The following is a 25,571-nucleotide window of genomic DNA, read 5'->3' as shown; positions in this document are numbered from 1 at the left end:
CTTGACTTCCCCCGCGCCTTGTTTCAAACAGGCGGTTTCTCCGGCGTCGCACGCCCGCTCGCAGGCCGGACAAGCCCAAGGAATCCCATCGCCATGAGCACCGACTATAAAAAGACCCTCAAGCTGCCCCAGACGACCTTTCCCATGAAGGCCAACCTCAAGGAAAAGGAACCGGAAACCCTCAAGTTCTGGGCCGACAACGACGTCTACCGCCGCATGCTCGCCGCGCGCGAGGCCGCCCCCCGCTACGTGCTCCACGACGGCCCCCCCTACGCCAACGGCCATCTGCACATGGGGCACGCCCTCAACAAGATCCTCAAGGACATTATCGTCAAGTCGCGCCACCTGGCCGGAAACCAGGCTCCCTACGTGCCGGGCTGGGACTGCCATGGCCTGCCCATCGAGCACAAGGTGTCCCAGGAACTCAAGGCCAAGGGCAAGGAGAACCTGCCCGCCGTCACCGTGCGCCGCCTGTGCCGGGACTACGCCGCCAAATTCGTGGACATCCAGCGCAAGGAATTCAAGCGGCTGGGCGTGTTCGGCGACTGGGACGACCCCTACCTCACCATGCGCCCCTCCTACGAGGCGGCCACGGCCCTGGCCCTGTGCGACTTCGTGGAAAAGGGCTCGGTCTACCGGGGCAAGAAGCCCATCCACTGGTGCCTGTCCTGCCAAACCGCCCTGGCCGAGGCCGAGGTGGAATACGCCGACGAGACCTCGCCCTCGGTCTTCGTGCGCTTTCCCCTGACCGACCCCAAGCTCAAGGATGTCTTCCCCATGGCCGATCCGGCCCGGGCCTACGCCGTCATCTGGACCACCACGCCCTGGACCCTGCCGGACAACATGGCCGTGGCCGCCCATCCGGAATTCGACTACGCCCTGGTCGCCGCCGGCGACGGGCAGTACGTCCTGGCCCGGGAGCTCCTCGAGAGCGTGCGCGGGATGTTCGGCTGGGAAGAGGCCACGGTCCTGGCCGAGGCCAAGGGCGCGGCCCTGGCGGGGCTCACCGCCCGCCATCCCTTCTACGACCGTCCCTCGCCCATCGTCACCGCCGATTACGTGACCCTCGACGCCGGCACGGGCCTGGTGCACACCGCGCCGGGCCACGGCCGCGAGGACTACGAAACCGGCCTGCGCCACGGCCTGGACATCCTCTCGCCCCTGGACGACGCCGGCCGGTTCCTGGACGTGGTGCCCTACTTCGCCGGGCTCACCGTCTGGGAAGCCAACCCCAAGGTCATCGACAAGCTCAAGGAAGTCGGGCACCTGCTGGCAGAGCGCAAGATCCGCCACTCCTACCCCCACTGCTGGCGCTGCAAGGAGCCGGTCATCTTCCGGGCCACCACCCAGTGGTTCATTTCCATGGAGGCGGGCGACCTGCGCGGACGCGCCCTGGCCGCCATCGACCGGGACGTGGAATGGATTCCGGCCTGGGGCAAGGAACGCATCCACAACATGATCGCCGGCCGGCCGGACTGGTGCATCTCGCGCCAGCGCACCTGGGGCGTGCCCATCCTGGCGCTCATCTGCGAGTCCTGCGACACGGCCTACAACGACGCCGCCTGGATGCGCTCCGTGGCCGAGAAGTTCGCCGGTCACGAACGCGGCTGCGACTACTGGTTCGAGGCCGAACTGGCCGACATCGTGCCCGCGGGCCTGACCTGCCCCTCCTGCGGCGGCACGCACTGGCGCAAGGAGACGGACATCCTCGACGTCTGGTTCGACTCGGGCACGAGCTTCGCCGCCGTGCTCGAAAAGCGCCCGGAACTGGCCTTCCCGGCCGACATGTACCTGGAGGGCTCGGACCAGCACCGGGGCTGGTTCCACAGCTCGCTCCTGGCCGCCCTCGGCACGCGCGGCGTCGCCCCCTACCGCCAGGTCCTCACCCACGGCTACGTGGTGGACGGCGAGGGTCGCAAGATGTCGAAGTCGCTTGGCAACGGCATGGAGCCCCAAGAGATCATCGACAAGCACGGCGCGGAGATCCTGCGCCTGTGGACGTCGGCCGTGGACTACCGCGACGACATCCGCATCTCAGACGAGATCCTCTCCCGGCTGGTCGAGGCCTACCGCCGCATCCGCAACACCTGCCGGTTCCTCCTGGGCAACCTGTCGGACTTCGATCCGGCCAGGCACGACGTGGCCCCGGCGGACATGCTGCCCCTCGACCGCTACGCCCTGGACACGGCCGCCCGGGAATCGGCCCGCATGGACGAGGCCTACGCCGCCTACGAGTTCCACAAGGTCTTCCACGCCCTGCACAACCTGTGCGTCACGGATTTGTCGGCGTTTTACCTCGATATCCTGAAGGACCGCCTGTACGTTTCGGCCACGGACAGCCCGGAGCGCCGCTCGGCCCAGTCGGCCCTGTGGCGCGTCCTTATCGTGCTCATGCGACAGATGGCCCCCATCCTTTCCTTCACCGCCGAAGAGGTCTTCCGCCACACGCCGGCCTGCCAGCGCGGCGAAGGCGTCTCGGTCTTCAGCCTGCCGGCCCTCGACGCCGCCTCCTGGAGTCTCGATCCGGAGACCAGAGAGCGGCTGGACCTGGTGGCCGCCCTTCGCGGCGAGGCGACCCGAGCCATCGAGCCACGCCGCAAGGCCGGCGAGGTGGGCCATTCCCTGGAAACGGCCGTGACCCTGTACCTGCCGGACGAGGCCCTAGCCGCCGTCTCTTCCCTGGGCATGGACCTGCGCGAGGTGTTTATCGTCTCCAAGGTGGAATTGTCCAAGGCGGCCGACGCGCCTGGCGAGGCCGTGGCCTGCGAGGCCGTGCCCGGCGCTTTCGTCGGCGTGGCCCGGGCCAAGGGCGAAAAATGCGCCCGCTGCTGGCTCTACAGCGAGGACATCGGCGCATCGGAGCGGTTCCCGGACCTGTGCCCGCGCTGCGCCGCCGTGCTCGAGGCGGAAGGAATCTAGACATGCGCCGCAGCTTCCGGATCGCCCTTCCCCTGGCCGTGCTGCTGGTGGCGCTCGACCAGGCCGCCAAGGCCTGGATCCAGCATCACATGGTGCTCTACACCACCCGCCCGGTCATCCCGGACTTCTTCAACATCGTCTACGTGCTCAACCGCGGCGCGGCCTTCGGCTTCCTCAACCGCTCCGACATCCAGTGGCAGACCTATTTCTTCTTCGCGGCCACGGCGCTGGCCGTGCTCATCATCATCCATCTGCTGCGCATGGCGCGCCAGGCCGACACGCTGCTCATCGCCTCCCTGGGCTCCATCCTCGGTGGGGCCATCGGCAACCTCATCGACCGCATACGGACGGGCGAGGTCGTGGACTTCCTGGACTTCTACTGGAAAAGCTACCATTGGCCGGCGTTTAACGTGGCGGACATCGCCATCTTCCTCGGTTCGCTCGGCCTGCTCGTGGCCTTTTACCGCATGCGCCGTCCGACTCCGGACAAATAACCGGCCCCAGGGCCGCCTTTCGCCAAGAGGTCATTCCATGCCGATCCTGCCCGACATGCCGCCCTTGAGCCCCGGCCAGATCGCCCTGCTGGCCGGTCTTTTGATCGTGGCGATCCTTCCCAATTACATCGCGATATGGCAAAGTTTCCACCGCGAGTTTCCATCCCACCTGGAGAGGATGTGCTGGTTCCTCCTGGCCATTTTCGTGCCGCTCTTGGGAGGGCTGGCCTATCTGATCTGGGGACGCAAACGAGGTCGTAAGCCGTCATGAAGACCCGATCCCGCAACACGGCCGTCCTGGCCGCCGCTCTGGCCGCCGTTCTCGGCGGCTGCGCGCCGGCCCCCAAGACGCCCGCTCCGCTCAATACCCCGGCCGACATGTGGGCCGAGCTGGAAAACACCAAGGGCGAAGTCAGGCGCTTAAACGCCAAGGTCGAGGAACTGTCGCAGCAGGTCCAGGCCAACAAGAACGATCCCGAACTGGCCGGCCGCGTGGCCCGGCTCGAAGGCAACGTCAACCGCATGGCCTCCCAGTTGGCCATCGACCTGGGCGGCCAAGGCGCGGCCCCGGCGGCGGCCGCCCCGTCCGCCGCCGCTCCCCAGGCCGGCTACGGCCAGGCCCAGGCCGGTTACGGCCAACCGCAGACCGGCTACGCCCAGCCCCAAGCCGGCGGCTACGGGCAACAGCAGCAGGCCGGCTACGGCCAGGCCCAGGGCGGCTATGCCCAGCAGCAGACCGGCTATGGAGCGCAGGGCGGCTACGGTTCCCAGGCCGCGCCCGGCGGGGCCGGTCCCGACGACGAGACGGAGATTCCGCCCTACAACGCCACGGGCTATGCCGCGCCGACGGCCCAGGCCCCGGCCCAACCCCAGCCCGCCGCCCAGCCGGCGGCCGCGCCCCAGAATCCGGCCGACGCCGTCTACGCCAAGGGCCTGGCCAGCTTCAATGCCAAGCAGTACCAGGAGGCGCTCGGCATCTTCCAGGAGTTCAGCCGCAACTTCAAGACGAGCCCGCTCATGCCCAACGCGCTTTTCTGGATGGGCGAGTGCTACTTCCAGCTCGGCGACTTCGCCAACGCCGCCCTGTCCTACCAGGAAGTGATCGAGAAGTACCCCAAGAGCGCCAAGCACGCCGACTCGCTCTTCAAACGCGGCGTGGCCTTCTCCAAGCTCGGCAACGCCGGCGCGGCCAAGCTGTCGTTTAAGGAAGTCATCGACAAGTACCCCGATTCCGCCTTCGCCGCCCGGGCCAAGACCATGATGCCCAAGTAGCGCCGCAAGGAGCCCTCGATTCCATGCAAGCCGCACAAGAAAAGAAACTGCGCAAGGTCGTCTACCTGACCTTTCCGCCCGAAAGCTCGAACAAGCCCGTGGTCTGCGATCTGGCCCGGGTCTACGGCCTGGACTTCAGCATCCTCAAGGCCCAGATCACCCCGCGCCACGAGGGCCAGATGACCCTGGAGCTGTCCGGCCCGGCCGAGGCCTTCGAGGCCGGCCTGGCCTACCTCCGGGACCAGGGCATCGGCGTGGCCCCGGCCGCGCAGCGCATCTCCCGCGACGACGCCTGCTGCATCCACTGCGGCATGTGCACGGCCCTTTGCCCGACCAGGGCCCTGTCGCTCAACATCACGACCCGTTTCGTGGAGTTCGACGACGAGGCCTGCTCGGCCTGCGGCATGTGCACCAAGGTGTGCCCGGTGGCGGCCATGGACGTCCTGCTGGAAAACGGCGTCATGTAAGGACGCCCAAGGAGGGTCCCGTGGAAGAGAAACGCGCCTTCATGCGCATCCCCACGCGCCTGACCGGGCGTCTGCGCCTCTTGCCGGGGCCCGACGACATGCAGGTCTACCGGGAGACCCCCTATCCCGGCAGCCAGGGACTCTGCCCCCACGACGCCCGCGAGGCCGGCATGAGCGAGGGGCTTTTCAGCCTGCTGTGCTCCATCAACACCAAGCTCGACATGCTGCTTTCCATGCAAAGCCGCGACGAGCTGTCCGCCGACTTCCCCGTGGCCGTGAGCATCGTCGAGATCAGCGGTGCGGGCATCCGCTTCACCACGTCGACGGAACTGGCTCTGGAACAGTATGTGGAGACGGTCATCGACCTGTCCCGCTTTCCCCTGCGCATGGCCGGCGCGGTCGGCCGCATCATCCGGCAGGAAGTCCGCGAGGACGGCTCGACGGAATACGCCCTGGACTTCACCCGCATCCGCGAACGCGACCTGGAAAGCATCGTGCAATTCGTCTTTCAAAGCCAGCGCGACGACCTGCGCGGCAAAAAATGGGACTGACGCTGTATGGTCAACGACAACGAACTGGTTGAACGGCTGCTGGAAAAGATCCTGCACGAGGTGGTCCCGGACCTGCGCGACAGCATCAGCGCCACCATCGAACGGGAAGTGGCCAAGACCCTCACCCGCACCCTTCTGGAGAGCGAGTTTCACCAGCGCCTGAACCAGGAAATGCGCCAGGGCCTCCAGGACATCTACAAGGAAATCAACAAGGCCGCCAAGCACGACGGCGAACACATCCCGCAAGGCGACCGGCAGCAGACCGACCAGCTGTTCCAGGAAGCCGCGCAGCAGCTCGACAAGATCCTCCAGACCACGGAGTCGGCCACCACCGACATCATGGATATCGTCGAGAAGCACATGGACCTGCAGGCCCGCGCCACGGGCGACCTCGACGCCCTGGAGCAAGGACAGGCCGCGCCCGAAGCCGTGGCCAGACTTCGCGAATCCAACGCGGCGCTCGGCGACGACCTCATGCGCATCATGACCACGCTGAGCTTCCAGGACCTCACCGGCCAGCGCATCAAGCGCATCATCGAGGCCATCAAAAAGGTCGAGCAGATCGTCCTCGACCTCTACCTGTCCACGGGCCTGCAGATGAAGGCCTGGGCCGAGGAGCCGGAAAAGGACATCAAGGTCCTCGAAACCGAGGCCAAGCAGAAGGTGTCGGCACTCAAGGGACCGCAAAGCAAGGTCCAGCAGGGCGACGTGGACGACCTGCTCTCTCAGCTCGGCCTGGATTAGACGCCGGGAGAGAGAAGAAAAAAGAAGAATGCCTCCGGCGGCCAGGAGGGGGTGACCCCCTCCTGGACCTCCCCGATAGGGGAAAAATGGATTTTTTCAGACGCCGTCCACGGGGACGGCGTCTTTTTTTGTGCAAAAAATCAGTCGTGATGGTGGTGGTGGCGGTCGCCCAGGGGATGGCCGTGGACGTGGCGGTGGAGCACGAAATCCGGGTCGTGCAGCAGCTTCCCCTGCTCGATGCTGTAATAGACGCCCGTGACCTGGACCAGGAAGTCCCAGTCGTGGGAAATGACGATGAGCGGCTTGCCGAGGTTTTCCAGGATGGCCACGATGCGCTCGCGCGTGTCCGGGTCCAGGCCGTTGGTGGGCTCGTCCAGGAACAGGGCCTCGGGGTCCATGGCCAGCACTCCGGCCAGGGAGACGAGTTTTTTTTCCCCGCCGGAAAGCCTGTGGGTGAGCCTGGGGCCGAAGCCGGACAGCCCCAGCAGCGACAGGGTCGCCTCGGCCTTGTCCCTGGCCTGGCGCGGAGACAGACCGCAGTTGAGCGGCCCGAAGGCCACGTCGTCGAGGACCGTGGGGTAGATGATCTGGTCGTCGGCGTTTTGCAGCAAAAGCCCGATGCCCCGCCGTACGGCCCGGAAATCCTTTTCCGTGACGGCGGGACTGCCCTTGAAGCGCACTGCCCCGGCATCGGGGCGCAAAAGCCCCATCATCACGTGCAACAGCGTGGTCTTGCCCGAGCCGTTCGGGCCGAAAAGCCCGACGCGCTCATCCGGGCCAAAGGTGAAGTCCAGGGCGTCGAGCACGGGTCTGGCCGTGCCGGGATAGGTGAAGCACACTCCGGAAAGGGCCAAGAGCGGTTCAGACATGTCCCCTCCAGGAGACGATTTCCAGCGCCCCGCCGGCAACGGCCACGGCCAGGGCGACGATGAGGAAGGCGACGTCGCCCCGGTCGGCGGCGAAGCCGTCCAGGCTGACGAACCGCCCGGCGAAGCCCCGAAGCACCATGGCCTGGTAGACCCGGCGCGACCGGTCGTAGGCGCGCACGAGCACCATGGCCACCAACGCGGCATAGGTGCGGTAGGCATGGGTCGAGGTGGCCGGGACGAAGCCCCGAAGCCGCGCCGCCGTGGCCAGCCGGCCGTATTCGTCGCTGATGACGTGCAGGTAGCGGTAGGTGAAAAGGAAAAGGAAGGCAAACTTGTCAGGCACGCCCACGGCCCGCATCGCCCCGCCCAGGGCCGGGGCCGGGATGGTGGCCAGAAGCGACAGGACGCAGAAAAAGACCGCGTTGGCCTTGAGCGTGATGAGCGTGGCCAGGACGACGCCCTCCCGGGTGGCGGCCAGGCCGTGAAACGAGGCGGTGACGGGCGTGCCCGGCGTGGTCAGGGGCAGCGCCAGCCACAGGAAGGCCACGAAGGCGTTGACCGCGACGAAGCGCCGCAGCACCAGGCCCGGGGGCAGCCGGGCCAGTAGCGTAAGGACCAGCCCCGCGCCAAGGACAAGAAGCGGCGCGGCCGGGCCGACGGCCAGGGCGGCGGCCAGGGAAAGCAGCAAGCAGGCGATGAGCCGAAACCGGGGATCGCGCCGATGCACCAGGCTCGCCCCCTGGGAAAGGGGCTCGTCGATCATGCGCCCCTGCCGGATTTGCGGCTCTTGGCATAGGCGGCGATGCCGGCGATGCCGACCAGCCAGCCGATGCCCCCGAAAATTTCCGCCGCGCCCGGTCCCTTCTCCTTGTCGTCCAGCAGCATCTTGCGGATAGGGGCGATCTTTTTTTCCACCGCCCCCTCCACGGTGGTCTCCAGCAAGGCCTTGAAGGCGGCCGTGTCCATGGACGCGGCCGCGGCAGGGGCGACCGAGGGCACGGCGACCGGTGTCGCCTGTGTGGCCGTCGTTGGGGCGGCCTTGGGCGTCGCCTGGGCGGCCACGGGCGCGGCGTCGGCCAGCGTCGCCCGGGCGGCGGGGGCGGCCATGGCGTATTCGTCGTACTTCACGGTCCAGTCGTTCCGGTGGCCTTCGCCGGCCCGCAGCAGTATGCGCAGGTCGGCCTTGGCCGCCCGGGCCGCCGGGGGCACGCTGAAGGAGAAATCGCCCTTCTCGTCGGTCTTGCCGGTCAGGTAGCTCTTGCCGTCGGCGGCGTTTTGCACGTCGATGTCGCCGAAGCGCACCCGGTCCGAACGGCTGTAGCTGCATTCCACATGAACCGTGTCGCCCTCGACGTAGGCGAAGACGTTGACCCGGTGGGCGGCGGCATCGCGCGCCGTCGCCAGGCACAGCAGGCAGGCGGCCAGGAAGAAGCCGCACCGGCATCGTGTGGTCATGGAAGGCTCCTGGGAAAACCCTACCCGGAAAGTCCCGGGGACAGCATCTCGGGGCGTACCTTGGCCAGAAACCCCACCACCATGGCGGTCAGCACGCCTTCGATCAGCATGATGGGAATATGCGCCGTGAGGATGAGCTTGGCCGTGGCCGTAAACGCCTCGCCCGACAGGGCCAGGGCCAGGGCGGTGAGCCCGCCCGCGCCGAGCACGGCGAAAAAGCCGCAGCAAAACGCCCCCACGACCCGGGCCTTGCCCCCGGCCCGCAAAAGCGGCCCGAAGACCAGGAAGCACAGGACCGCCGGCAGGGCCATGTCCACGGTGTTGACGCCCAGGACGACCAGCCCGCCGAACTGGAAAAGCAGCGCCTGCAGCAGCAGGGCGATGCAGATGGCCGGAAAGGCGGCCGGCCCGAGCACCACGCCGAGCAGGCCGTTCAGGATGAGGTGGACGCTCGCCGGCCCGATGGGCACATGGATGAGCGAGGCCACGAAAAACGCGGCCGAGAGGATGGCCACGGTCATGATGCGGTCGTAATCCAGGCGGCGCAGGCCCAGGGCCACGCCCCCGGCCGCCAGCGCCCAGCCGCCGGCCAGCACCGGCCCGGACAGCACTCCTTCGGAAATATGCATGCGCTCCGCCTTTCCCGGACTATGCGGCGGAAACGGCCCGCGCCGCTTCCGCCGCAACCCCATGGCCTTACTTCTTCTTGCGCTTGGGCTCAAGGAACTTGGCCCAGAGCACGGCTCCGCGCTCGACCTTCTTGGCCGCGCCGTCCTTTTCGATGGTCTCCGGGGCCTCGGTCAGGGCGGCGAAGCCCCACCAGCCGGCAAAGGGCACGGCGTAGCTGAAGACGCCCTCGGCGTCGGTCTTGACCGCCTGCGTCGTCATGTATTCGTTGGGGGCCTCGTAGGCCTTGTCCTTGTTGTAGTACTCCACCTCCACCGTGACCCCGGCCGCGGGCTTGCCGTCCACGAGCACCTTGCCGGTGAAGACGTTGCCCACGTAGTTGCCGAAGGGCCGGGTCAGGGGCACGATCTCGGCGGCAAGGCCCACCGGCTCGTCCCAACCCTCCTCCTCGCCGAAGGACGGCACCACGACCTTGGTCAAATGCTCGATGAACTTGTCCTCGGCCGGCTCGAAATACGGCTCGGGAACCACGAAGAACGTGGACACGCCCGGGCGCTTGAACACGTACTGCGCGCTCCAGGCGGCGTGGTCCATGACCTTGGCCGGCTTGAGCGTCCCGGTCAGGTCGGCCTTCCTGCCGGCTTCGACCACGCCGAAACTCTTGGGCTTGGCCATGTCCATGCCGTTGCCTTCCATGGGATGGGAAAAGGAGACCACGACGTCCACCTTGGCCTTGTCCTTGTCCGTCACCACGTCCTGGGAAGGGATGACCATGCCGAAATGGGCCAGGGCCGGGCCGGCCCAGAGGACGGCGGTCAGGGAGATGCACAGCGTGCGGATGGCGTGGGTCATGAAGCCTCCTTGCGACGCCGCCGGCAAGAACCGGCGGAAAAATTTGTGTTTCAAACGCCCAAAGTAACAACAATGCACACTTCGTATCACTCTATGACAATCATTGGCAACAAACAAAATACCCGACAATGAAATATGAAAATTTCGTCAGAAGCCCACGGACAGGGTCAAGGCGGCGTCGGGCTGGGCGGCGGGCCGCAAGCTCGCTTCCAGGGACCAGCGGCCAAGGGGACGGAAGGTGGCGGACAGGAAGGGAGCGATCAGGGATCGCGGCTCGTAGCCGTAGCGGCTGGCCTGCGTGTCGAGGGCCAGGATGGCGGCCAGGGCGTTGCCCGTGGCCGCGGCCGGGTCGACGTGGTGAGTCAGGCGCTTGTCCAGGCGAAAGGCGGTGAAGGTCAACCCGGCCGCAAAGGCGACCTTGCCCCAGTCGTAGCCCACGGCGGCGGTGACCTCGTGGCTGGTCCAGGAGAAGAAGGCGTCGCGCGCCGACGGCGGCGTGGCCGTGCCCGAGGCGGCGCGCACCTGCTCCCCTGCCTCGGCCGCGGCGGCGAGGAAGAGCTCGTAGCGCGCCAGGAAGTACAGCCCCCCTGCCCTGCTCCGGCGCAGCACCAGGTCCAGGGAAGGTCCCCAAAGCAAGGCCGGCCGCGTCTCCCAGGATTCGTAGTAACCCTGCTCCCGGTTCCTGGCCGTGAAGCGACCCACGGACGTTCCCAGGTGAAAGCCCGGGGCCAGGGTCAAGGCGTCCGTGTCGACGAGAGCGTAGCGCGCGAAGGCATAGAGCCGCTCCTCGGACCAGTCGCGGCTCCAGCCGGGGCGCTGGGCGATGAAGGGGGCGGACGGGGTGAAGCTCAAGGGTTCGCGCATGTCGCGAAAACCCAGGGACCGGGCGGTGACGCCGGTCGTCCAGCGGGAATCGTCCGCGGCCGCCGCCAGGGAGGGCACGGCGACAAGGACGACGAAACTCAGCCGGAGAAGAAGGCGGACAAGGCGGCATGCTCCCCGGCGGCGGTCCATGGACGCGCCCTATGAGCCGGACCGGTCCTGTTCCGGAGACGGCGGGCTCCCGGCCAGGGCTCCGGACGCGCCCTGGCCGGCGGGCACGAACCGGGTGAACCAGTCGAGGTTTCGGGTCATGAGGTCGCGGATGAGCGCCGGCTCGGTGACGTCGTGGCCGCTGCGGGGATAGGCGGCCAGGCGCGTAGTCACGCCCAGGCGCGAGAGCGCGGTGTAGAGTTCGAGGGACTGGGTGAAAGGCACGCGCTCGTCGGCCACGCCGTGCTGAAAAAGAGTGGGCGTCTTGATGGCGGCCGCGTACTTGAGCGGCGAGCGGTCGAAGAGGAGGTCGAAGCGCTCGTAGGCCTCGCCGCCGAAATAGAGCGGGATGAAGTCCGGCAGGTCCATGCTGCCGCTCTGGCTGACGAGGTTGGTGATGCCCGCGCCGATGGAGGCGGCCTTGAAGCGGTTGGTGTGGCCGATGGCCCAGGCGGCCAGATAGCCGCCGTAGCTCCAGCCCATGACGCCCAGGCGCTCGGGGTCGGCGAGCTTGCGGGCGACGAGGGCGTCGAGGCCGCTTTGCAGATCGGCGAAGTCCTTCCCGCCCCAGTCGCCGAGGCTGGCCCGGCGGAAGTCGGCCCCGTAGCCGTCCGAACCCCGGACGTTGGGCTGAAAAAGCGCGTAGCCGCGCTCGCAGAAAACGGCCAGGGGATAGTAGTTGAGCGCGCCGAGGTACTGCCGGTCGGCGGACACGGCCGGGCCGCCGTGCAGCTCCACCAGAAGCGGCGGCGGATCGCTGCCCGGGGCGACCGGATGGGTGTAGAGCCCCTCGATTTCGACGCCGTCCGGGGCGCGCCAGCGCACCACCTCGGTCTTGCCCAGGCGCAGGCCGGTGAAGGCCTTGTTGATGGCGGACACGGGCCGGGGTTCGAACCGGCCGGCGGCGGTCAGGTAGACCTCGGGCGGCAGGTCGCTGTCGGTCAGCACCAGGGCCAAGGCCTTGGCGGAAGTGGACAACTCGGCCTGGACCACGACGTGGGGCGTGTCCGAGACCGGGCGCGCCGGGCCGCCGCCCACGGGCAGGGCCAGGATGACCGCCCCGGTGCCCGAGGCCTCGCGCACGTAGACGGCGTCGCCCGTGGCGGAAAACCCCAGCAGTTCGGGCCGGGCGTTGGGGGTTTGGGCCAGGGCCCGCGGAGCGCCGCCGGAAGCCGGCACGACCATGACCCGGGCGGCGTTGAAATAAAACCCCGGGGCCTGGGTGGCCACGTAGGCGACCAGCGCGCCATCCGGGGAAAATTGCGGCGAAGTCTCGGAATCCTCGGTCGCGGCCAGAAGAATGCTCTTGCCCGTGGCCAGGTCGACCAGGGCGATGTCGCTCTGGGCGGCGTCGCGCCCGGCCGGCCCGCCCGGCACGGCGGCCCCGCGACGGCCCCGCGGAGGCGTGTCCGGCGGCACGGTCTCGTAGGCGACGCGCCGGCCGTCGGGAGAGACGGCGAAGCCCCCCACTTCCCGGTCCGTGACCAGGGCGCGCGGGGCGGCGTGTCCGGCCAGGGACAGCTGGTACAGGCCGGTGGCGCCTTCGTAGGCGTCGAGGATCTCCACCTCGGCGTCGCAGCCGTCGAGCCGGGGACCCGGGCTTTTCGGCTGGGCGGTCATGGCCAGAAAGAGGGCCTTGCCGTCCGGGGTGAAGGCCATGTCCAAAATGTCGAAGCGGCCGTGGAGCAGCTTTTTGGGCTGTCCGCCGTCGGCGCGGGCCAGAACCAGATCCGTCTCGTCGTCGCCCTGGACGAGATAGGCCAGGCGCGCGCCATCGCCGGACAGTCGAGGCTTCTCGCACTGCTCGCTCTCCGGGGTGACGGGCCGGGAAAGGCCCTTTCCGGCCTCGGCCACATGGATGCGCGAACGCAGTTCGTCGGATTCGACCCGGGTGACGGTGAAGGCGACGCGGCTGCCGTCGCCGGCGAGGCGCACCTCGTCGATCATGGACACACGCAGCATGTCGTCGATGGTGAAGGGGCGATCGCCGGCCCGGGCCGTGCCGAGGCAGGCCGGGACGAGCAGCAGGGCCAGGGCCAGCAGCCAGGGCCGAAGGGGGAAAAGGGCGCGCCTTGGCACGAAATCACCTCGCGGGAAAAACCACGCGCACTGTACGGATGGCGGGAAGATCGGTCAAACGGAAGTGAAAAGGCCCCCTTGCGGGGGCCTTCGGATCAGATGTGAATGCCCGCGTCGGCAGGCCGCCTGGACAGCCACAGGTCGAACAGGAACCGGGTGAAGAAGATGGCTGTGAACATGGAGGCCACGATGCCGAGGATGAGCGTCACGGCGAAGCCGCGGATGGGTCCCGTGCCGAACTGGTAGAGCACCATGGCGGCGATGATCGTGGTGACGTTGGCGTCGAGGATGGTCAGCGTGGCCCGGCTGTAGCCGATGTCCACCGAGGAGCGGGCCGAAAGCCCCAGGCGGAGTTCCTCGCGGATGCGTTCGAAGATGATGACGTTGGCGTCCACGGCCATGCCGATGGTGAGGATGATGCCCGCGATGCCAGGCAAGGTGAGCGTCGCGCCGAAGCCGGCCAGGCCGGCCACGATGAGCACCAGGTTGAAAAGCAGCGCCAGGTCGGCCACGGCCCCGGCCACGCCGTAGTAGACGATCATGAAGGCGATGACGATGACGCCGCCGACCAGGGCGGAATAGACGCCCTTCTCGATGGATTCCTGCCCCAGGGAAGGCCCGACGCTGCGCTGCTCCAGGATGTTGACCGGAGCGGGCAAGGCGCCGGCGCGCAGCACGATGGCCAAGTCGCGGGCTTCCTCGGTGGAGAAGTTGCCGGTGATGCTGGCCCGGCCGCCGCTGATCTTCTCCTGGATGGTGGGCGCGGAATAGACCTTGCCGTCCAGGACGATGGCCAGGCGCTTTTTGACGTTCTCGCCGGTGACGCGCTCGAACTGGCGCGCGCCGCTCGGGGTGAAGGACAGGCCGACGTAGGCCCGGTTGGTGTTGTCAAAGTTGGCCCGGGCGTCGGCGATGTTCTCGCCGGTCATGACCGCGTCGGCGCGCAACACGATGGGGCGTTCGAGGTAGGAGCCGTCGGGGTTGCGGTGGCGCAGCACCGAGAGTTCGTCCCCGGGCGGAAGGATGCCCTTCTGGGCCTTGTCCAGGTCGGCGTTGTCGTCCACGACCTTGAATTCCAGGTGGGCGGTCTTGCCGATGAGCTTGATGGCCCGTTCGGGATCGTGCAGGCCCGGCAACTGGATCTGAATGCGGTTGTCGGCCTGCTTGCGGATGTCCGGCTCGGCCACGCCGAATTCGTCGATGCGGTTGCGGATGGTCTTGACGGCCTGGTCCACGGTGAGGCGCGCCTGCTCGGCGGCGTAGCGCGCCGTGAAGGACAACCTGTAGAGGAACTTGCCGTCCTGCACGCTGTCCACGCCGTTTACGGCGAGGACGCTGAAATGGCGGGACAGCAGGTCGTCGAAGGCCTGCCGCTTGTCGGGGCTTGCCAGCACGAGCTCCAGGCGCTTGCCGTCGGGGCTCGACTGGGGCCGCAGCACGGAGATGCCCTCTTCCTTGGCCTGGTCGCGGATGTCGCGGCCCATCTGGGACAGGGAGTTGGCCAGGGCCTTGTCCACGTCGACGCCAAGCGTCAGGTGGATGCCGCCCTTGAGGTCGAGACCCAGGTTAATGACGTCGTCGGGCAGGAATTTGCCGAGAAAGCTCTGCTTGACCGTCCCCAGGGAAGGCAGCATGTAGATAAGGCCCAAAAAGGCCACGAGGAGGATGACGGCCAGTCGCCAGCGCAGATTTCCAGACATGGACGGGGCTCTCCTTGGGAGGCTTTCGTCGGGGAAACATCAAAACGAAGGACTGCCGGGGCAGCCCTTCGCCGTGCATCGGGCCGTTTCGCGCCCGATGCGGTTATTCCTTATCCTTGGTCTTGGCCTTGGGCTCGGCCTTGGCCGGTGCGGCGGCGGCATCGCCGGGGCCGGAGACGTAATTGCGGTTGATCTCGATATTGAGGTCCTTGGCGATCTCCACGGTGAGCTTGTCGCCGTGCACTTCCATGATGCGGCCGTAGATGCCGCCGCCCGTGAGGATGTAGTCGCCGCGCTTGAGGGCGGACAGGTATTCCTTGTGTTGTTTGGCCTTCTTCTGCTGGGGGCGGATGAGCAGAAAATAGAAGATGGCGAACATCAGGATCAGCGGCAGAAACGCGGTGATGGGATTGCCTCCCGCATCGCCGCCGGGGGCGGCGCCCATGGCATGCGCCAGGCTCGGAAAGAACATGCGGCCTCCAGATGGTTTTTTACGTCCGGCCCCCGTCGCGACAGAAACCGCTGGGTCTCCGGTGGGGGCGAACCGCAAGGGCTCTTGCGACGACTAGGGATGGTCCAAAAAAGCCGCCGCGTCAAGGTTTATCCGTTTCAGGCCGGGAGTCGGCCGCTTCACGAACCGGCCGGCGGCCAGGGCGTGCACTCCCGAGCCGGGGCGTAGCCGGCCGCGAAGGCGGCGCGCAGATCGGGTAGCAAAACCCGGTTGCGCGGGTTCACGGCCCGGGCATGAGGACAGGCGGCGTCGTGGAAACGCCGCGAGGCGGCATTGCCCACAAAGGGTTTCGGCGGCGGCGCAAGCGCCAGGAGGCGCGGCCACAATCCCCTGCCGCCGGCCATGGCCCGGTCCTGGGCGGCCAACAGGCGCGTGACGAGGGCGGCGTCGAGGTCGCGGTGCCAGAAGACGAAGGCCGCGCCGCTTGCGACCAAACGTTCGGCCACGGAGGTCCCGTCGGGCAGGACGAGGTCGCCGAGGACACGGCCGAACCGGTCGTCGCCGTTTCCCTGGCGAACGAGCCGCGCCTCCCGGCCGGCGACCAGGGCTTCGAGGGCCTTGGCCGATGCCGCGGCGTAGTACTGGGCCGGCGCGTCGCCGTGGGCCGTCTCCGGGGCGTCGATGCCGGCCAGGCGCAGGGTACGGCCGTCGGCCAGGCGGCAGGTGTCGCCGTCGAAGACCCCGGCCACGCGCACCGTCTCCCCGCCGGCCGGGGCGAGGCGCGGCGCGAGCAGACAGGCGAGCAGAAACGTGGCCAAGAAAAACCGGCCGCCGCGAAGCCCGCGACGGCCGGTTGCAATCAGGTTCGGGCGCATCCGGCTATTTGATCGGACCGGGGATAAAGCCGATCTTGTCCACGGCCGCCTTGATGGCGTCCACCGGGGCTTCGCCGTCGAAGCGGGCTTGGCCCTTTTCCAGGTCGACGCTGACGTTGGAGAGTCCGGGCACTTCCGACAGGGCCTTGGTCACAGCGGCGACGCATTTCTGGCAGTGCATGCCGCCGACGGTCATGGTAGTCATGCGACCTCCTCGGACTGGCTGGCGATGTAGGCCATGGCCTGGCCGAAATCGAGCGTTCCGGCGTAGATGGCCCGGCCCGTGATGACGCCTTGGAGCCCTTTTTTGGAATACGGGAACAGGGTTTCGACATCGGAGAGCGTGGCCACGCCGCCGGCCAGGACCACGGGCAGGTCCGTGAGCGCCAGCAGACGCTCTAGGGCCGCCGTGTTGACGCCGGTCTGCATGCCGTCGCGGCTGATGTCGGTGTAGACGACGAACGCCGCGCCCTGCTTCTTGAGCTTGGGCAGCACGTCCTCGACGGTAAGCCCCGCGTCCTCGACCCAGCCCTTGACCTTGAGCCGGCCGTCCACGGCGTCCAGGGACACGCCCACCCGGCCGGGATGGGCGGCGCAGATGGCGGCGAAGGCGTCGGGCTCGGCCAGGGCCAGGGTGCCGATGATGAGCCGGCGCACGCCGGCTTCGAGGTAGGCGGCGGCCGTGGCCGCGTCGCGGATGCCGCCGCCGAGCTGCACCGGAATCGGGACCCCGGCGCAGATGCTCTTGATCAGCTCGAAATTGCGCGGCAGGCCGCTGAACGCGCCGTCGAGGTCGACGATGTGCAGCCACAGCGCGCCGAGGTCCGCCCAGTGCCGGGCCATGGCCACGGGATCGGGCGAGAAGACCGTCACTTCGTCGGCCAGGCCTTGCCTCAGGCGCACGCACTGGCCGTCCTTGATGTCCACCGCCGGGAATACGATCACAGGCCGAGCTCCGCCAGGCCTTTTTGCAGGCCTTCCTGGGCCAGCTCGATGGCCGAGAGCCAGCGGCCGTTTCTGGCGACGAACTTCTTGGCGTCGAGGATGTTGTCGGCCAGGGCCTGCTGGGTCTCCTCGAAGTGGAACTTCTTGACGATGCCGCCGGTGCGGGTGTCGATGAGGGTGAGCGCCAGGTCCACGCTGGCCGGCCTGGTGGCCCCGGTCTCGCCGCCGTCGCGCTCGCTCCAGTCGATGACCTGGGGCACGAGCACGAAGTCCGCGCCGGCGCACTTGCCCACGTTTTGCCAGTAGCGCATGGTGGCCAGCCTTCCGGACTCGCCGCCGCGCGGGGCGCTGCGGGCGCAGTCCGCGCCCAGGCGGGCCGGGAGGATGTTCTGCTTGGAGCCGGCCAGGTCCGCGGCCAGGGCGGCGTCGAGGTGCACCGGCGCCACCTCGGGCACGTGGCGCGAGGACGGCAGGTAGCCCGCGAACAGGTCGGCGTCCGTGGCCGGGATGGTGAAGGGGGCCACGACGAAGGTCTTGCCGAGGAAGGCCACGGCCGAGGTGGCGGCGTCGCCCGTGGCGGCGGGGGCCTTGGCCGCCGTCGGAGCGGTGCGGCGCACGCAGCCCGTCGACAGGAACGCGGTCGTCGCCAGGGCGACGACAAGAAGCAGCAACGATTTGTTTCGCATCAGTCCAGGCTCCCCTTGGTGCTCGGCACCCTGGCTCCCTCCACGGCCGTGGCGCGGCGCAGGGCCAATCCCAACGCCTTGAAGGCCGCTTCGACCAGATGATGGCCGTTTTGTCCGTATTCGTAGTGGATGTGCAGGTTGGCCCGGGCGCTGTGACAGAAGGACTTGAAGAACTCCCGCCACACGTCCTTTTCCTCGCCGGCGATGACCGGCGGCAGCACGTTCTCGCGGTAGACGAGATAGGCCCGGCCCGACAGGTCGATCACCACCTCGCACAGCGCTTCGTCCATGGGCACCTTGGCCATGCCGACCCGGGCGATGCCGGCCCGGTCGCCGAGTGCCTGGCGGAAGGCCTCGCCGAGGCAGATGGCCACGTCCTCCAGGGAATGGTGGGCGTCGACCTCCAGGTCGCCCCGGCAGGTCAATTTGAGGTCGAAGCCGGCCCAGAAGGCCAGCAGATTGAGCATGTGGTCGGCGAAGCCGTAGCCGGTGTCGATGGACGCCGCGCCCGAGCCGTCGAGGCCGATTTCCACGGCCACGCGGGTTTCGCCGGTTTCCCGGGAGTATGCCCCGAATCGTTCGATCATGACGCTCCCCGACCGCCCTTGCGGCGTTCGGTCTGTCGCTTGCGCCCGAATGCGCCTTCGCCCTGCCCTGCCCGCCCGTTCCCGGCTCAGGCCTGGGGGGCGTCCTTGCCCGCCGGCGCGGCGGCCGGCTTGGCCTCGGCCGTCGGCGTCGCCGCGGCGACGGCCGGCTCGGCCGGCTTTTCGGGATAGAGGTCCTTTTTGGCCTCGGCCTGGCGCTGCTCCCGGTCGGCCCGCTCCACCTCGGCTTCCAGGGTGGATTTGACGTCCGTGCTCATGCGCCGGAATTCCGCCATGCCCTTGCCGAGCGTGCGCATGATGTCCGGCAGCTTGGAGGGGCCGATGACGATGAGGGCCACCACCAGGATGACCAGAAGCTCCGTGGAACCGATGCCGAACATACTCTCACTCGCTCTTTTCCAGCGTCAGCCGGGTTTTACGCAGGGAGCCTTATTCCCACTCGATGGTGCTTGGCGGCTTGGAGGACACGTCGAACACCACGCGATTGACGCCCTTGACTTCGTTGATGATGCGGTTGGACATGGCGGCCACGAGTTCCGAGGGCAGACGGGACCAGTCGGCGGTCATGGCGTCCAGGCTGTCCACCACCCGGATGGCGGCCACGTTCTCATAGGTGCGCCCGTCGCCCATGACCCCCACGGTCTTGAGCGGCAACAACACGGCGAACCCCTGCCAGACCTTGCGATACCAGCCCGAGGCCAGGAGTTCGTTTTGCACGATCTTATCCGTTCGCCGTAAAATCTCAAGCCGTTCCTCGGTGACCTCTCCAATGATGCGGATGGCCAGGCCCGGACCGGGGAAGGGATGCCGCCAGATGATGAAGTCGGGCATGCCGAGCTCCACCGCCACCTTGCGCACCTCGTCCTTGAAAAGTTCCCGCAGCGGCTCGATGAGCGCGAGCTTCATGTGCTCGGGCAGCCCGCCCACGTTGTGGTGACTCTTGATGACCGCCGAGGGGCCCTTGAAGGACACGGATTCGATGACGTCGGGATAGAGCGTGCCCTGGGCCAGGTACTTGACCTTGGGGAGCTTCGCCGCCTCGGCTTCGAAGACCTCGATGAAGGTCGTGCCGATGATCTTGCGCTTCTGTTCCGGGTCGGTCACGCCGGCCAGGCGGTCCAGGAAGAGCTTGGAGGCCTGGATGTAGTGGAGGTTCAGGTCGAAGTGCTCGCGCAGGTAGGCGGCCACCTCCTCGCCCTCGCCCAGGCGCAGCAGGCCGTTGTCCACGAAGATGCAGTGGAGCTTTTTGCCGATGGCCTTGTGCAGCATCACGGCCACGACCGTGGAGTCCACGCCGCCGGACAGGGCGCAGACCACCTCGTCGTCGCCGACCTTGTCGCGCAGCGCCCTGAGCTCCGTCTCGACGAAGCTGGCCATGCTCCAGCCGGCGGTCAGCCCGGCCACGCCGAAGAGGAAGTTGTGCAGGATGCGCTCGCCGTCCTCGGTGTGGGCCACCTCGGGGTGGAACTGCAGGGCGTAGATGCGCCGCGAGACGTTGGCCAGGGCGGCGATTTCCACGTTCTTCGTACGCGCGGCCACCACGAACCCGTCCGGCGGCGCGACGACCTTGTCGCCGTGGGACATCCAGACCGTGCGCGGGCCGCCGTTGGGCAACCCGGCGAAAAGGGGCACGTCGGCCTGGAGGGTGAGTTCCGCCCGGCCGTATTCGCGGTCCGTGGAGGCGGCCACGGCCCCGCCGGGCTGGGTGTGGGCCAGAAGCTGCATGCCGTAGCAGATGCAAAGCGTCGGCAGGCCCAGGTCGAACACGGCCGGGTCGAAAGGCGGGGCGTCGGCGTCGGTGACGCTCGACGGGCCGCCGGAGAGGATCACGGCCTTGGGGCCCATGGCCGCCACTTCCTTGGCCGTGACGGTGCAGGGATGGATTTCCGAGTACACGCCGGCCTCGCGCACGCGGCGGGCGATGAGCTGGGTGTACTGGGAACCGAAGTCCAGGATGACGACGGTGTCTGTGGCGGGCATGCTAGTAGGTCTCCACGCGGTAGTTGGGGGCTTCCTTGGTGATGATGACGTCGTGGACATGGCTTTCGCGAAGGCCGGCCGGCGAGATGCGCACGAATCTGGTGCGCAGCTGCAGGTCCTCGATGGTGGCGCAGCCGCAGTAGCCCATGCCGGAGCGCAGGCCGCCGACGAGCTGATAGAGGCTTTCCGTGACCGGGCCCTTGAACGGCACCCGGCCGACGATGCCCTCGGGCACGAGCTTTTTGGACTTCTCCTGGAAGTAGCGGTCGGAGCTGCCCTCGCGCATGGCGTCGATGGAGCCCATGCCGCGGTATATCTTGTAGGTGCGGCCCTGGTAGAGCACGGTCTCGCCCGGGCTCTCCTCGGTGCCGGCGAAAAGCCCGCCCATCATGACCGTGTCGCCGCCGGCGGCGATGGCCTTGACGATGTCGCCCGAAAACTTGACGCCGCCGTCGGCGATGAGCCGCTTGCCGGCCTCGCGGCAGGCCCGGGAGGCCTCCATGATGGCCGTGATCTGCGGCACGCCCACGCCCGCCACCACGCGGGTGGTGCAGATCGATCCCGGCCCGATGCCGACCTTGACCGCGTCGGCCCCGGCGTCGATGAGCGCCTTGGCCCCTTCGTAGGTGCCGACGTTGCCGGCCACGAGCTGACAGTCCGGATGGTTGGCCTTGATGGCCCGGATGGCCTCGAGGATGTTGCGGGAATGGCCATGGGCGGAATCGAGGACCAGGAAGTCGGCCCCGGCGTCAAGCAATGAAGCGGCCCGTTCGTCGCGGTCGGCCCCCACGCCGATGGCCGCGCCCACGCGCAGCCGGCCATGGCCGTCCTTGCAGGAATTGGGGTACTTGCGGATCTTTTCGATGTCCTTGATGGTGATGAGCCCGCGCAGCTTGTTGTCGGCGTCGACCACCAGCAGCTTTTCGATGCGGTTGGCGTGCAGGTGGTGCTTGGCTTCCTCGAGGGTGGTGCCCACGGGCACGGTCTTGAGGTTCTCCCTGGTCATGACGTCGCGGACCTTGGTCACGGAGTCCTTGACGAAGCGCACGTCGCGGTTGGTGACGATGCCGACCAGGGTGTCGCCGTCGACCACGGGCAGGCCGGAGATGCTGTACTCGCTCATGACGACCAGGGCCTGTTCCACGGTCATCTCGGGCGGCACGGTGATGGGCGAGATGATCATGCCGGATTCGGACTTCTTGACCTTCTCCACCTCGAGCCGCTGCTCGGCGATGGTCATGTTCTTGTGCACCACCCCCACCCCGCCGCTGCGGGCCAGGGAGATGGCCATGCGGGATTCGGTGACGGTGTCCATGGCGGCGCTGACCAGGGGGATGTTGAGCTTGATGTCCGGGGTCAGCCACGAGGAGACGTCGGCTTCGTCCGGGAGCACCTCCGAGTAGCTCGGCAAGAGCAGCACGTCGTCGAACGTGAGCCCGGTCTCGATGATTTTCTCCATTGCGCGAATCTCCTGGTTTCGGGAATCTTTTCTAGTCCAGGCCAAGATAGGCCGAGCGCACCTTGGGGTCGTTGAGCAGATCCTTGGCCGGCCCTTCCAGGGTGAGCCGCCCGGTTTCCAGCACATAGCCGCGATGGGCGATCTGCAAGGCCATCTGGGCGTTCTGTTCGACCAGCAGGACCGTGACGCCGTCGGCGTTGATCTGCTGGATGATCTCGAAAATATTCTCCACCACGAGCGGGGCAAGCCCGAGCGACGGCTCGTCGAGGAGCAAAAGCTTGGGCCGGGCCAGAAGCGCCCGGCCGATGGCCAGCATCTGCTGCTCGCCGCCGGAGAGCGTGCCGCCCATCTGGGCGCGGCGCTCCCGCAGCACCGGGAAGAGCTCGTAGACGCGCTCCTCGTCGGCCCGCACCCCGGCCTTGTCCCGGCGCAGGTAGCCGCCCATGAGCAGGTTCTCCTTGACCGTGAGCCTGGGGAAGATCATGCGCCCCTCGGGCACTTGCGTGATGCCCAGCGACACGATGCGCTCCGTGGACAGGCGCGAGACCTCCTGGCCCAGGAAAGTGATCGATCCTTGTTTCGGCGGCGTGACGCCCGAGATGCTCATGAGCGTCGTGGTCTTGCCCGCGCCGTTGGCCCCGATCAGGGTGACGATCTCCCCGGCCTCGATACGAAGGCTCAAGCCCCGAAGCGCCTGGATGTTGCCGTAGAAGGTATGGATGTCCCGGACCTCAAGCATGGGCCGCCCCCTTGCCGAGGTAGGCTTCGATGACGTCGGGGTTGGCCCGGACCTCCTGCGGCGTGCCGTCGGCGATCTTGACCCCGTGGTCGAGGACCACCAGGTGCTTGCAGATGCGCATGACGAGCTTCATGTCGTGTTCGATGAGCACCACCGTGACGCCCCGGGCCAGGATGGCGTGGATGAGGTCCACCAGGGCCTCGGTCTCGCGCGGGTTCATGCCGGCGGCCGGTTCGTCGAGGAGCAGGAGCCTGGGCTGGGTGGCCAGGGCCCGGGCGATCTCCAGGCGGCGCTGGTCGCCGTAGGAAAGGCTCGAGGCCTGGGACAGGGCGGCCTCGCCCAGGCCCACGAAGTCCAGGCACTCCATGGCGTCGTCCACGATGCGCCGCTCCTCGGCCCGCTGGGACCTGGTGCGCAGCACCGCGCCGAAGAAGTTGGCCGCCGTGCGGCAATGGCGGCCGATGCGCACGTTGTCGAGCACGGTCAGCGACGCGAAAAGCCGGATGTTCTGGAAGGTGCGGGCCACGCCCAAAGCGGTCATGCGCTCGGGCTTCCTGCCGGCCACGTCCCGCTGCGCGTCGTCCGCGGCGAACAGGATGCGGCCCTCGGTCGGCTTGTAGATGCCGGCCACGCAGTTGAACATGGTGGTCTTTCCCGCGCCGTTTGGGCCGATGAGTCCCATGATGGCCCCCCGCTCCACGGCGAAGGACACGTCGCCGAGGGCGAGCAGGCCGCCGAAGCGCTTGCTCACGCCTTCCACTTTCAAGATAGCATCCATATTACGCCGTCCGCCGCGCGGCAAGCCTTGCCCGCAATTCCTTGATCAGTCCGCTTTGCATGGTCGTTTCCGCCACCTGGGTGAAGATGCCGCCCGGACGGAAGCGCATGATGAGGACCATGATGAGTCCGTAGGCCAGAAAACGCGTTTCCGTGGGCAGGCCGAGCCTCGGCAGGGCCACCCGCAGCAGCTCGCCCAGGGCGATGAGGATCACGGCCCCGACCAGGGCCCCGTTGATGTTGCCAAGGCCCCCGAGCACGACCATGCAAAGGACCAGGAAGGACTCCCAGAACTTGAACATGTCCGGCGAGATGAAAAGAGTCCACCGGGCGAAGAACGCCCCGGCCATGGCCCCGATGCCGGCCGAGACGGCAAACGCGATGACCTTGTAGGCCAAAAGGTCCACGCCGCAGGAGGCGGCGGCCATGGGGTCCTCGCGGATGGCCAGCCAGGCCCGGCCCAGGCGCGAGTCCTCCAGCCGGCGCATGCCGCAGTAGACCAGGATCACCATCAAAAGGCCCAGGTAGAAGTACGGCACCTCGCCCCGGAAGGCGTAGCGCCAGCGCGAATCGACCCCGAGCAGCGTGGCCAGCCAGGTCGCGTCGATGGACACCGGGGCGATGCCGGGCACGCCCAGGGGCCCGCGCGTGAGCCAGATCTCGTTGGTGAGGAAAAGCACCACCAGCTCGGAGAAGCCGAAGGTGACGATGGCGAAGTAGTCGCCGACAAGGCGCAGGGTGGGCACGCCGAGCATGACCCCGAAAAACGCGCCGTTGACGGCGGCCAGCGGCACGATCAGCCAGAAGGACATGTTGTAGTGGATGGTGAGGAGTCCCGCGGTGTAGGCGCCGATGCCGTAGAAACCCACGAAGCCGAGGTCCAGCAGGCCGCAGAAGCCGGGCAGGATGTTGAGCCCCATGGCCAGGACCATGTAGACCATGATGAGGACCAAAACGTGCAGGACGTAGACGTCCCGAAACGGGGTCAGCGGATAGGCGAGGGCCGCCGCCGCCGCGAGGTAAAGCAGTGTCTTGAACGCGCCGCGCATGCTCTTTCCGGTCGGTATGGGCGGCCGGGAATCCCCGACCGTCCGGGTTAGGCCTTTTCCACCATGGACCGCCCCAAAAAGCCCGAGGGACGGAAGATGATGACCAGGATCATGACCGCGTAGGCCACGCCGTCGCGGTAGGGCGAGGAGATGTAGCCCGCGCCCAGAGTCTCGGCGATGCCGAGCGCCACCCCGCCGAGCATGGCCCCGGGCACGGAGCCAATGCCGCCGAGCACCGCCGCGGCGAAGGCCTTCACCCCGGCCAGGTAGCCCATGGTCGGGTACATGGTGTTGTAGTACATGGAGACCATCACCCCGGCCACCGCGCCCATGCCCGAGCCCAGGGCGAAGGTGAAGGAGATCACGCGGTTGACATTGATGCCCATGAGCGCGGCCGCGGTGCGGTTCTGGGCCAGGGCCCGCATGGCCGTGCCGGTGCGGGTCTTGGTGATGACGAGGTTGAGCCCGACCATAAGCGCCAGGGCCGTGACGTAGATGACGATCTGCATCCAGGTGACGGTCACCTCGGAAAACCGCAGGGCCGGTTCGGCGAAAAATGCCGGCAGGGCCTGGCGGGGAAAGGGCAGCGGCCGGCTGCCCCAGATGATCATGGCCAGGTTCTGCAGGAAGATGGACATGCCGATGGCGGTGATGAGCGCGGCCAGCCGGGGCGCTTCGCGAAGCGGCCGGTAGGCGACGACGTCGAGCAGCACGCCGATGGCGGCCGTGGCCAGCATGGCCAGAAGCACGGCCAGGGGCAGGGGCAGGCCCATGGAGATGCAGGACAGGGTCAGGAAGGCCCCGAGCATGTAGATTTCGCCGTGGGCGAAGTTGATGAGCTCGATGACGCCGTAGACCATGGTGTAGCCCACGGCGATGAGCGCATAGATCAGTCCCAGGGTGAATCCGTTGACGAGCTGCTGTTCGAACAACGCCGGCTCCGA

The 25,571-nt window shown here is 67.6% G+C and carries 28 protein-coding genes; 7 read left to right on the top strand and 21 right to left on the bottom strand.

What is annotated here, in order from left to right:
• The first annotated feature begins 93 nt into the window (after positions 1-93).
• From ileS to Q1K70_RS08735, 7 genes are read left to right on the top strand one after another with little or no spacing between them, the layout of a single operon-like run.
• Positions 94-2,919, top strand: a complete 2,826-nt coding sequence (gene ileS / locus Q1K70_RS08765; protein WP_300157933.1) for an isoleucine--tRNA ligase — start codon at positions 94-96, stop codon at positions 2,917-2,919.
• A gap of 2 nt (positions 2,920-2,921) precedes the next feature.
• A complete protein-coding gene (gene lspA / locus Q1K70_RS08760) occupies positions 2,922-3,413 on the top strand; it encodes a signal peptidase II (RefSeq protein WP_300157931.1) in 492 nt (163 codons plus the stop codon).
• A gap of 37 nt (positions 3,414-3,450) precedes the next feature.
• Positions 3,451-3,684 (top strand): PLDc N-terminal domain-containing protein, encoded by a 234-nt coding sequence (locus Q1K70_RS08755; RefSeq protein WP_300157929.1) that lies wholly within the window; start codon positions 3,451-3,453, stop codon positions 3,682-3,684.
• Complete coding sequence (ybgF, locus tag Q1K70_RS08750; RefSeq protein WP_300157927.1) at positions 3,681-4,685, top strand: tol-pal system protein YbgF; 1,005 nt, start codon at positions 3,681-3,683, stop codon at positions 4,683-4,685. The genes Q1K70_RS08755 and ybgF overlap by 4 nt, the downstream gene beginning before the upstream one ends.
• Before the next feature lie 23 nt (positions 4,686-4,708).
• The gene (locus tag Q1K70_RS08745) at positions 4,709-5,152 is read left to right on the top strand and encodes an NIL domain-containing protein (protein ID WP_300157925.1); all 444 of its coding nucleotides are present in this window, start codon (positions 4,709-4,711) and stop codon (positions 5,150-5,152) included.
• Positions 5,153-5,172: 20 nt separating this feature from the next.
• Entirely contained in the window at positions 5,173-5,703 is a 531-nt protein-coding gene (locus tag Q1K70_RS08740; RefSeq protein WP_300157923.1) for a PilZ domain-containing protein, read from the top strand.
• 6 nt (positions 5,704-5,709) lie between these two features.
• A complete protein-coding gene (locus Q1K70_RS08735; protein WP_300157921.1) occupies positions 5,710-6,447 on the top strand; it encodes a protein phosphatase CheZ in 738 nt (245 codons plus the stop codon).
• Between the two features lie 140 nt (positions 6,448-6,587).
• Here the strand turns inward: Q1K70_RS08735 and Q1K70_RS08730 are convergent, their stop codons facing one another.
• From Q1K70_RS08730 to Q1K70_RS08630, 21 genes are all read right to left on the bottom strand, one after another.
• A complete protein-coding gene (locus Q1K70_RS08730; RefSeq protein WP_300157920.1) occupies positions 6,588-7,316 on the bottom strand; it encodes an ABC transporter ATP-binding protein in 729 nt (242 codons plus the stop codon).
• Entirely contained in the window at positions 7,309-8,079 is a 771-nt protein-coding gene (cbiQ, locus tag Q1K70_RS08725) for a cobalt ECF transporter T component CbiQ (RefSeq protein ID WP_300157918.1), read from the bottom strand. Before cbiQ ends, Q1K70_RS08730 begins: the two co-directional genes overlap by 8 nt.
• A complete protein-coding gene (locus tag Q1K70_RS08720; protein WP_300157916.1) occupies positions 8,076-8,771 on the bottom strand; it encodes a hypothetical protein in 696 nt (231 codons plus the stop codon). The genes cbiQ and Q1K70_RS08720 overlap by 4 nt, the downstream gene beginning before the upstream one ends.
• Positions 8,772-8,791: 20 nt before the next feature.
• Positions 8,792-9,400, bottom strand: a complete 609-nt coding sequence (cbiM, locus tag Q1K70_RS08715; protein WP_300157914.1) for a cobalt transporter CbiM — start codon at positions 9,398-9,400, stop codon at positions 8,792-8,794.
• Positions 9,401-9,467: 67 nt separating this feature from the next.
• Positions 9,468-10,250 carry a DUF4198 domain-containing protein gene (locus Q1K70_RS08710; RefSeq protein ID WP_300157913.1) on the bottom strand — a complete coding sequence of 261 codons (783 nt, stop codon included), beginning with the start codon at positions 10,248-10,250 and terminating at the stop codon, positions 9,468-9,470.
• Between the two features lie 147 nt (positions 10,251-10,397).
• Entirely contained in the window at positions 10,398-11,264 is an 867-nt protein-coding gene (locus tag Q1K70_RS08705; RefSeq protein ID WP_300157911.1) for a hypothetical protein, read from the bottom strand.
• Positions 11,265-11,273: 9 nt separating this feature from the next.
• The gene (locus tag Q1K70_RS08700) at positions 11,274-13,361 is read right to left on the bottom strand and encodes a S9 family peptidase (RefSeq protein ID WP_300157909.1); all 2,088 of its coding nucleotides are present in this window, start codon (positions 13,359-13,361) and stop codon (positions 11,274-11,276) included.
• 95 nt (positions 13,362-13,456) lie between these two features.
• Complete coding sequence (gene secD / locus Q1K70_RS08695; RefSeq protein ID WP_300157907.1) at positions 13,457-15,061, bottom strand: protein translocase subunit SecD; 1,605 nt, start codon at positions 15,059-15,061, stop codon at positions 13,457-13,459.
• A gap of 103 nt (positions 15,062-15,164) precedes the next feature.
• Positions 15,165-15,533, bottom strand: coding sequence for a preprotein translocase subunit YajC (gene yajC, locus Q1K70_RS08690; protein ID WP_300157905.1), 369 nt, complete (start codon positions 15,531-15,533; stop codon positions 15,165-15,167).
• A gap of 158 nt (positions 15,534-15,691) precedes the next feature.
• A complete protein-coding gene (locus Q1K70_RS08685) occupies positions 15,692-16,387 on the bottom strand; it encodes a thermonuclease family protein (protein WP_300157903.1) in 696 nt (231 codons plus the stop codon).
• A gap of 4 nt (positions 16,388-16,391) precedes the next feature.
• On the bottom strand, positions 16,392-16,592 hold the full coding sequence (locus Q1K70_RS08680; RefSeq protein ID WP_300157901.1) for a heavy metal-associated domain-containing protein: 201 nt from the start codon (positions 16,590-16,592) through the stop codon (positions 16,392-16,394).
• Entirely contained in the window at positions 16,589-17,332 is a 744-nt protein-coding gene (gene hisA / locus Q1K70_RS08675; RefSeq protein WP_300157899.1) for a 1-(5-phosphoribosyl)-5-[(5-phosphoribosylamino)methylideneamino]imidazole-4-carboxamide isomerase, read from the bottom strand. Before hisA ends, Q1K70_RS08680 begins: the two co-directional genes overlap by 4 nt.
• Positions 17,329-18,018, bottom strand: coding sequence for a hypothetical protein (locus tag Q1K70_RS08670; protein WP_300157897.1), 690 nt, complete (start codon positions 18,016-18,018; stop codon positions 17,329-17,331). Before Q1K70_RS08670 ends, hisA begins: the two co-directional genes overlap by 4 nt.
• A complete protein-coding gene (hisB, locus tag Q1K70_RS08665; protein ID WP_300157895.1) occupies positions 18,018-18,605 on the bottom strand; it encodes an imidazoleglycerol-phosphate dehydratase HisB in 588 nt (195 codons plus the stop codon). The genes Q1K70_RS08670 and hisB overlap by 1 nt, the downstream gene beginning before the upstream one ends.
• A gap of 86 nt (positions 18,606-18,691) precedes the next feature.
• Positions 18,692-19,003, bottom strand: a complete 312-nt coding sequence (gene tatB, locus Q1K70_RS08660) for a Sec-independent protein translocase protein TatB (RefSeq protein ID WP_300157893.1) — start codon at positions 19,001-19,003, stop codon at positions 18,692-18,694.
• A gap of 49 nt (positions 19,004-19,052) precedes the next feature.
• Positions 19,053-20,603 carry a glutamine-hydrolyzing GMP synthase gene (gene guaA, locus Q1K70_RS08655; RefSeq protein ID WP_300157891.1) on the bottom strand — a complete coding sequence of 517 codons (1,551 nt, stop codon included), beginning with the start codon at positions 20,601-20,603 and terminating at the stop codon, positions 19,053-19,055.
• A 1-nt stretch (position 20,604) separates the two neighbouring features.
• A complete protein-coding gene (gene guaB, locus Q1K70_RS08650) occupies positions 20,605-22,062 on the bottom strand; it encodes an IMP dehydrogenase (protein ID WP_300157889.1) in 1,458 nt (485 codons plus the stop codon).
• A 31-nt stretch (positions 22,063-22,093) separates the two neighbouring features.
• Entirely contained in the window at positions 22,094-22,801 is a 708-nt protein-coding gene (locus Q1K70_RS08645; protein WP_300157887.1) for an ABC transporter ATP-binding protein, read from the bottom strand.
• The gene (locus tag Q1K70_RS08640; protein ID WP_300157886.1) at positions 22,794-23,579 is read right to left on the bottom strand and encodes an ABC transporter ATP-binding protein; all 786 of its coding nucleotides are present in this window, start codon (positions 23,577-23,579) and stop codon (positions 22,794-22,796) included. Before Q1K70_RS08640 ends, Q1K70_RS08645 begins: the two co-directional genes overlap by 8 nt.
• Before the next feature lies 1 nt (position 23,580).
• Complete coding sequence (locus Q1K70_RS08635) at positions 23,581-24,627, bottom strand: branched-chain amino acid ABC transporter permease (RefSeq protein WP_300157885.1); 1,047 nt, start codon at positions 24,625-24,627, stop codon at positions 23,581-23,583.
• A 47-nt stretch (positions 24,628-24,674) separates the two neighbouring features.
• Positions 24,675-25,559, bottom strand: coding sequence for a branched-chain amino acid ABC transporter permease (locus tag Q1K70_RS08630; RefSeq protein WP_300157883.1), 885 nt, complete (start codon positions 25,557-25,559; stop codon positions 24,675-24,677).
• Positions 25,560-25,571 lie beyond the last annotated feature (12 nt).

The sequence above is a fragment of the Solidesulfovibrio sp. genome (assembly GCF_029978005.1).
Lineage (GTDB): Bacteria > Desulfobacterota > Desulfovibrionia > Desulfovibrionales > Desulfovibrionaceae > Solidesulfovibrio.
The sequence above is the reverse complement of the archived record's forward strand: the minus strand, read 5'-3'. Positions and strand labels throughout refer to the sequence as shown.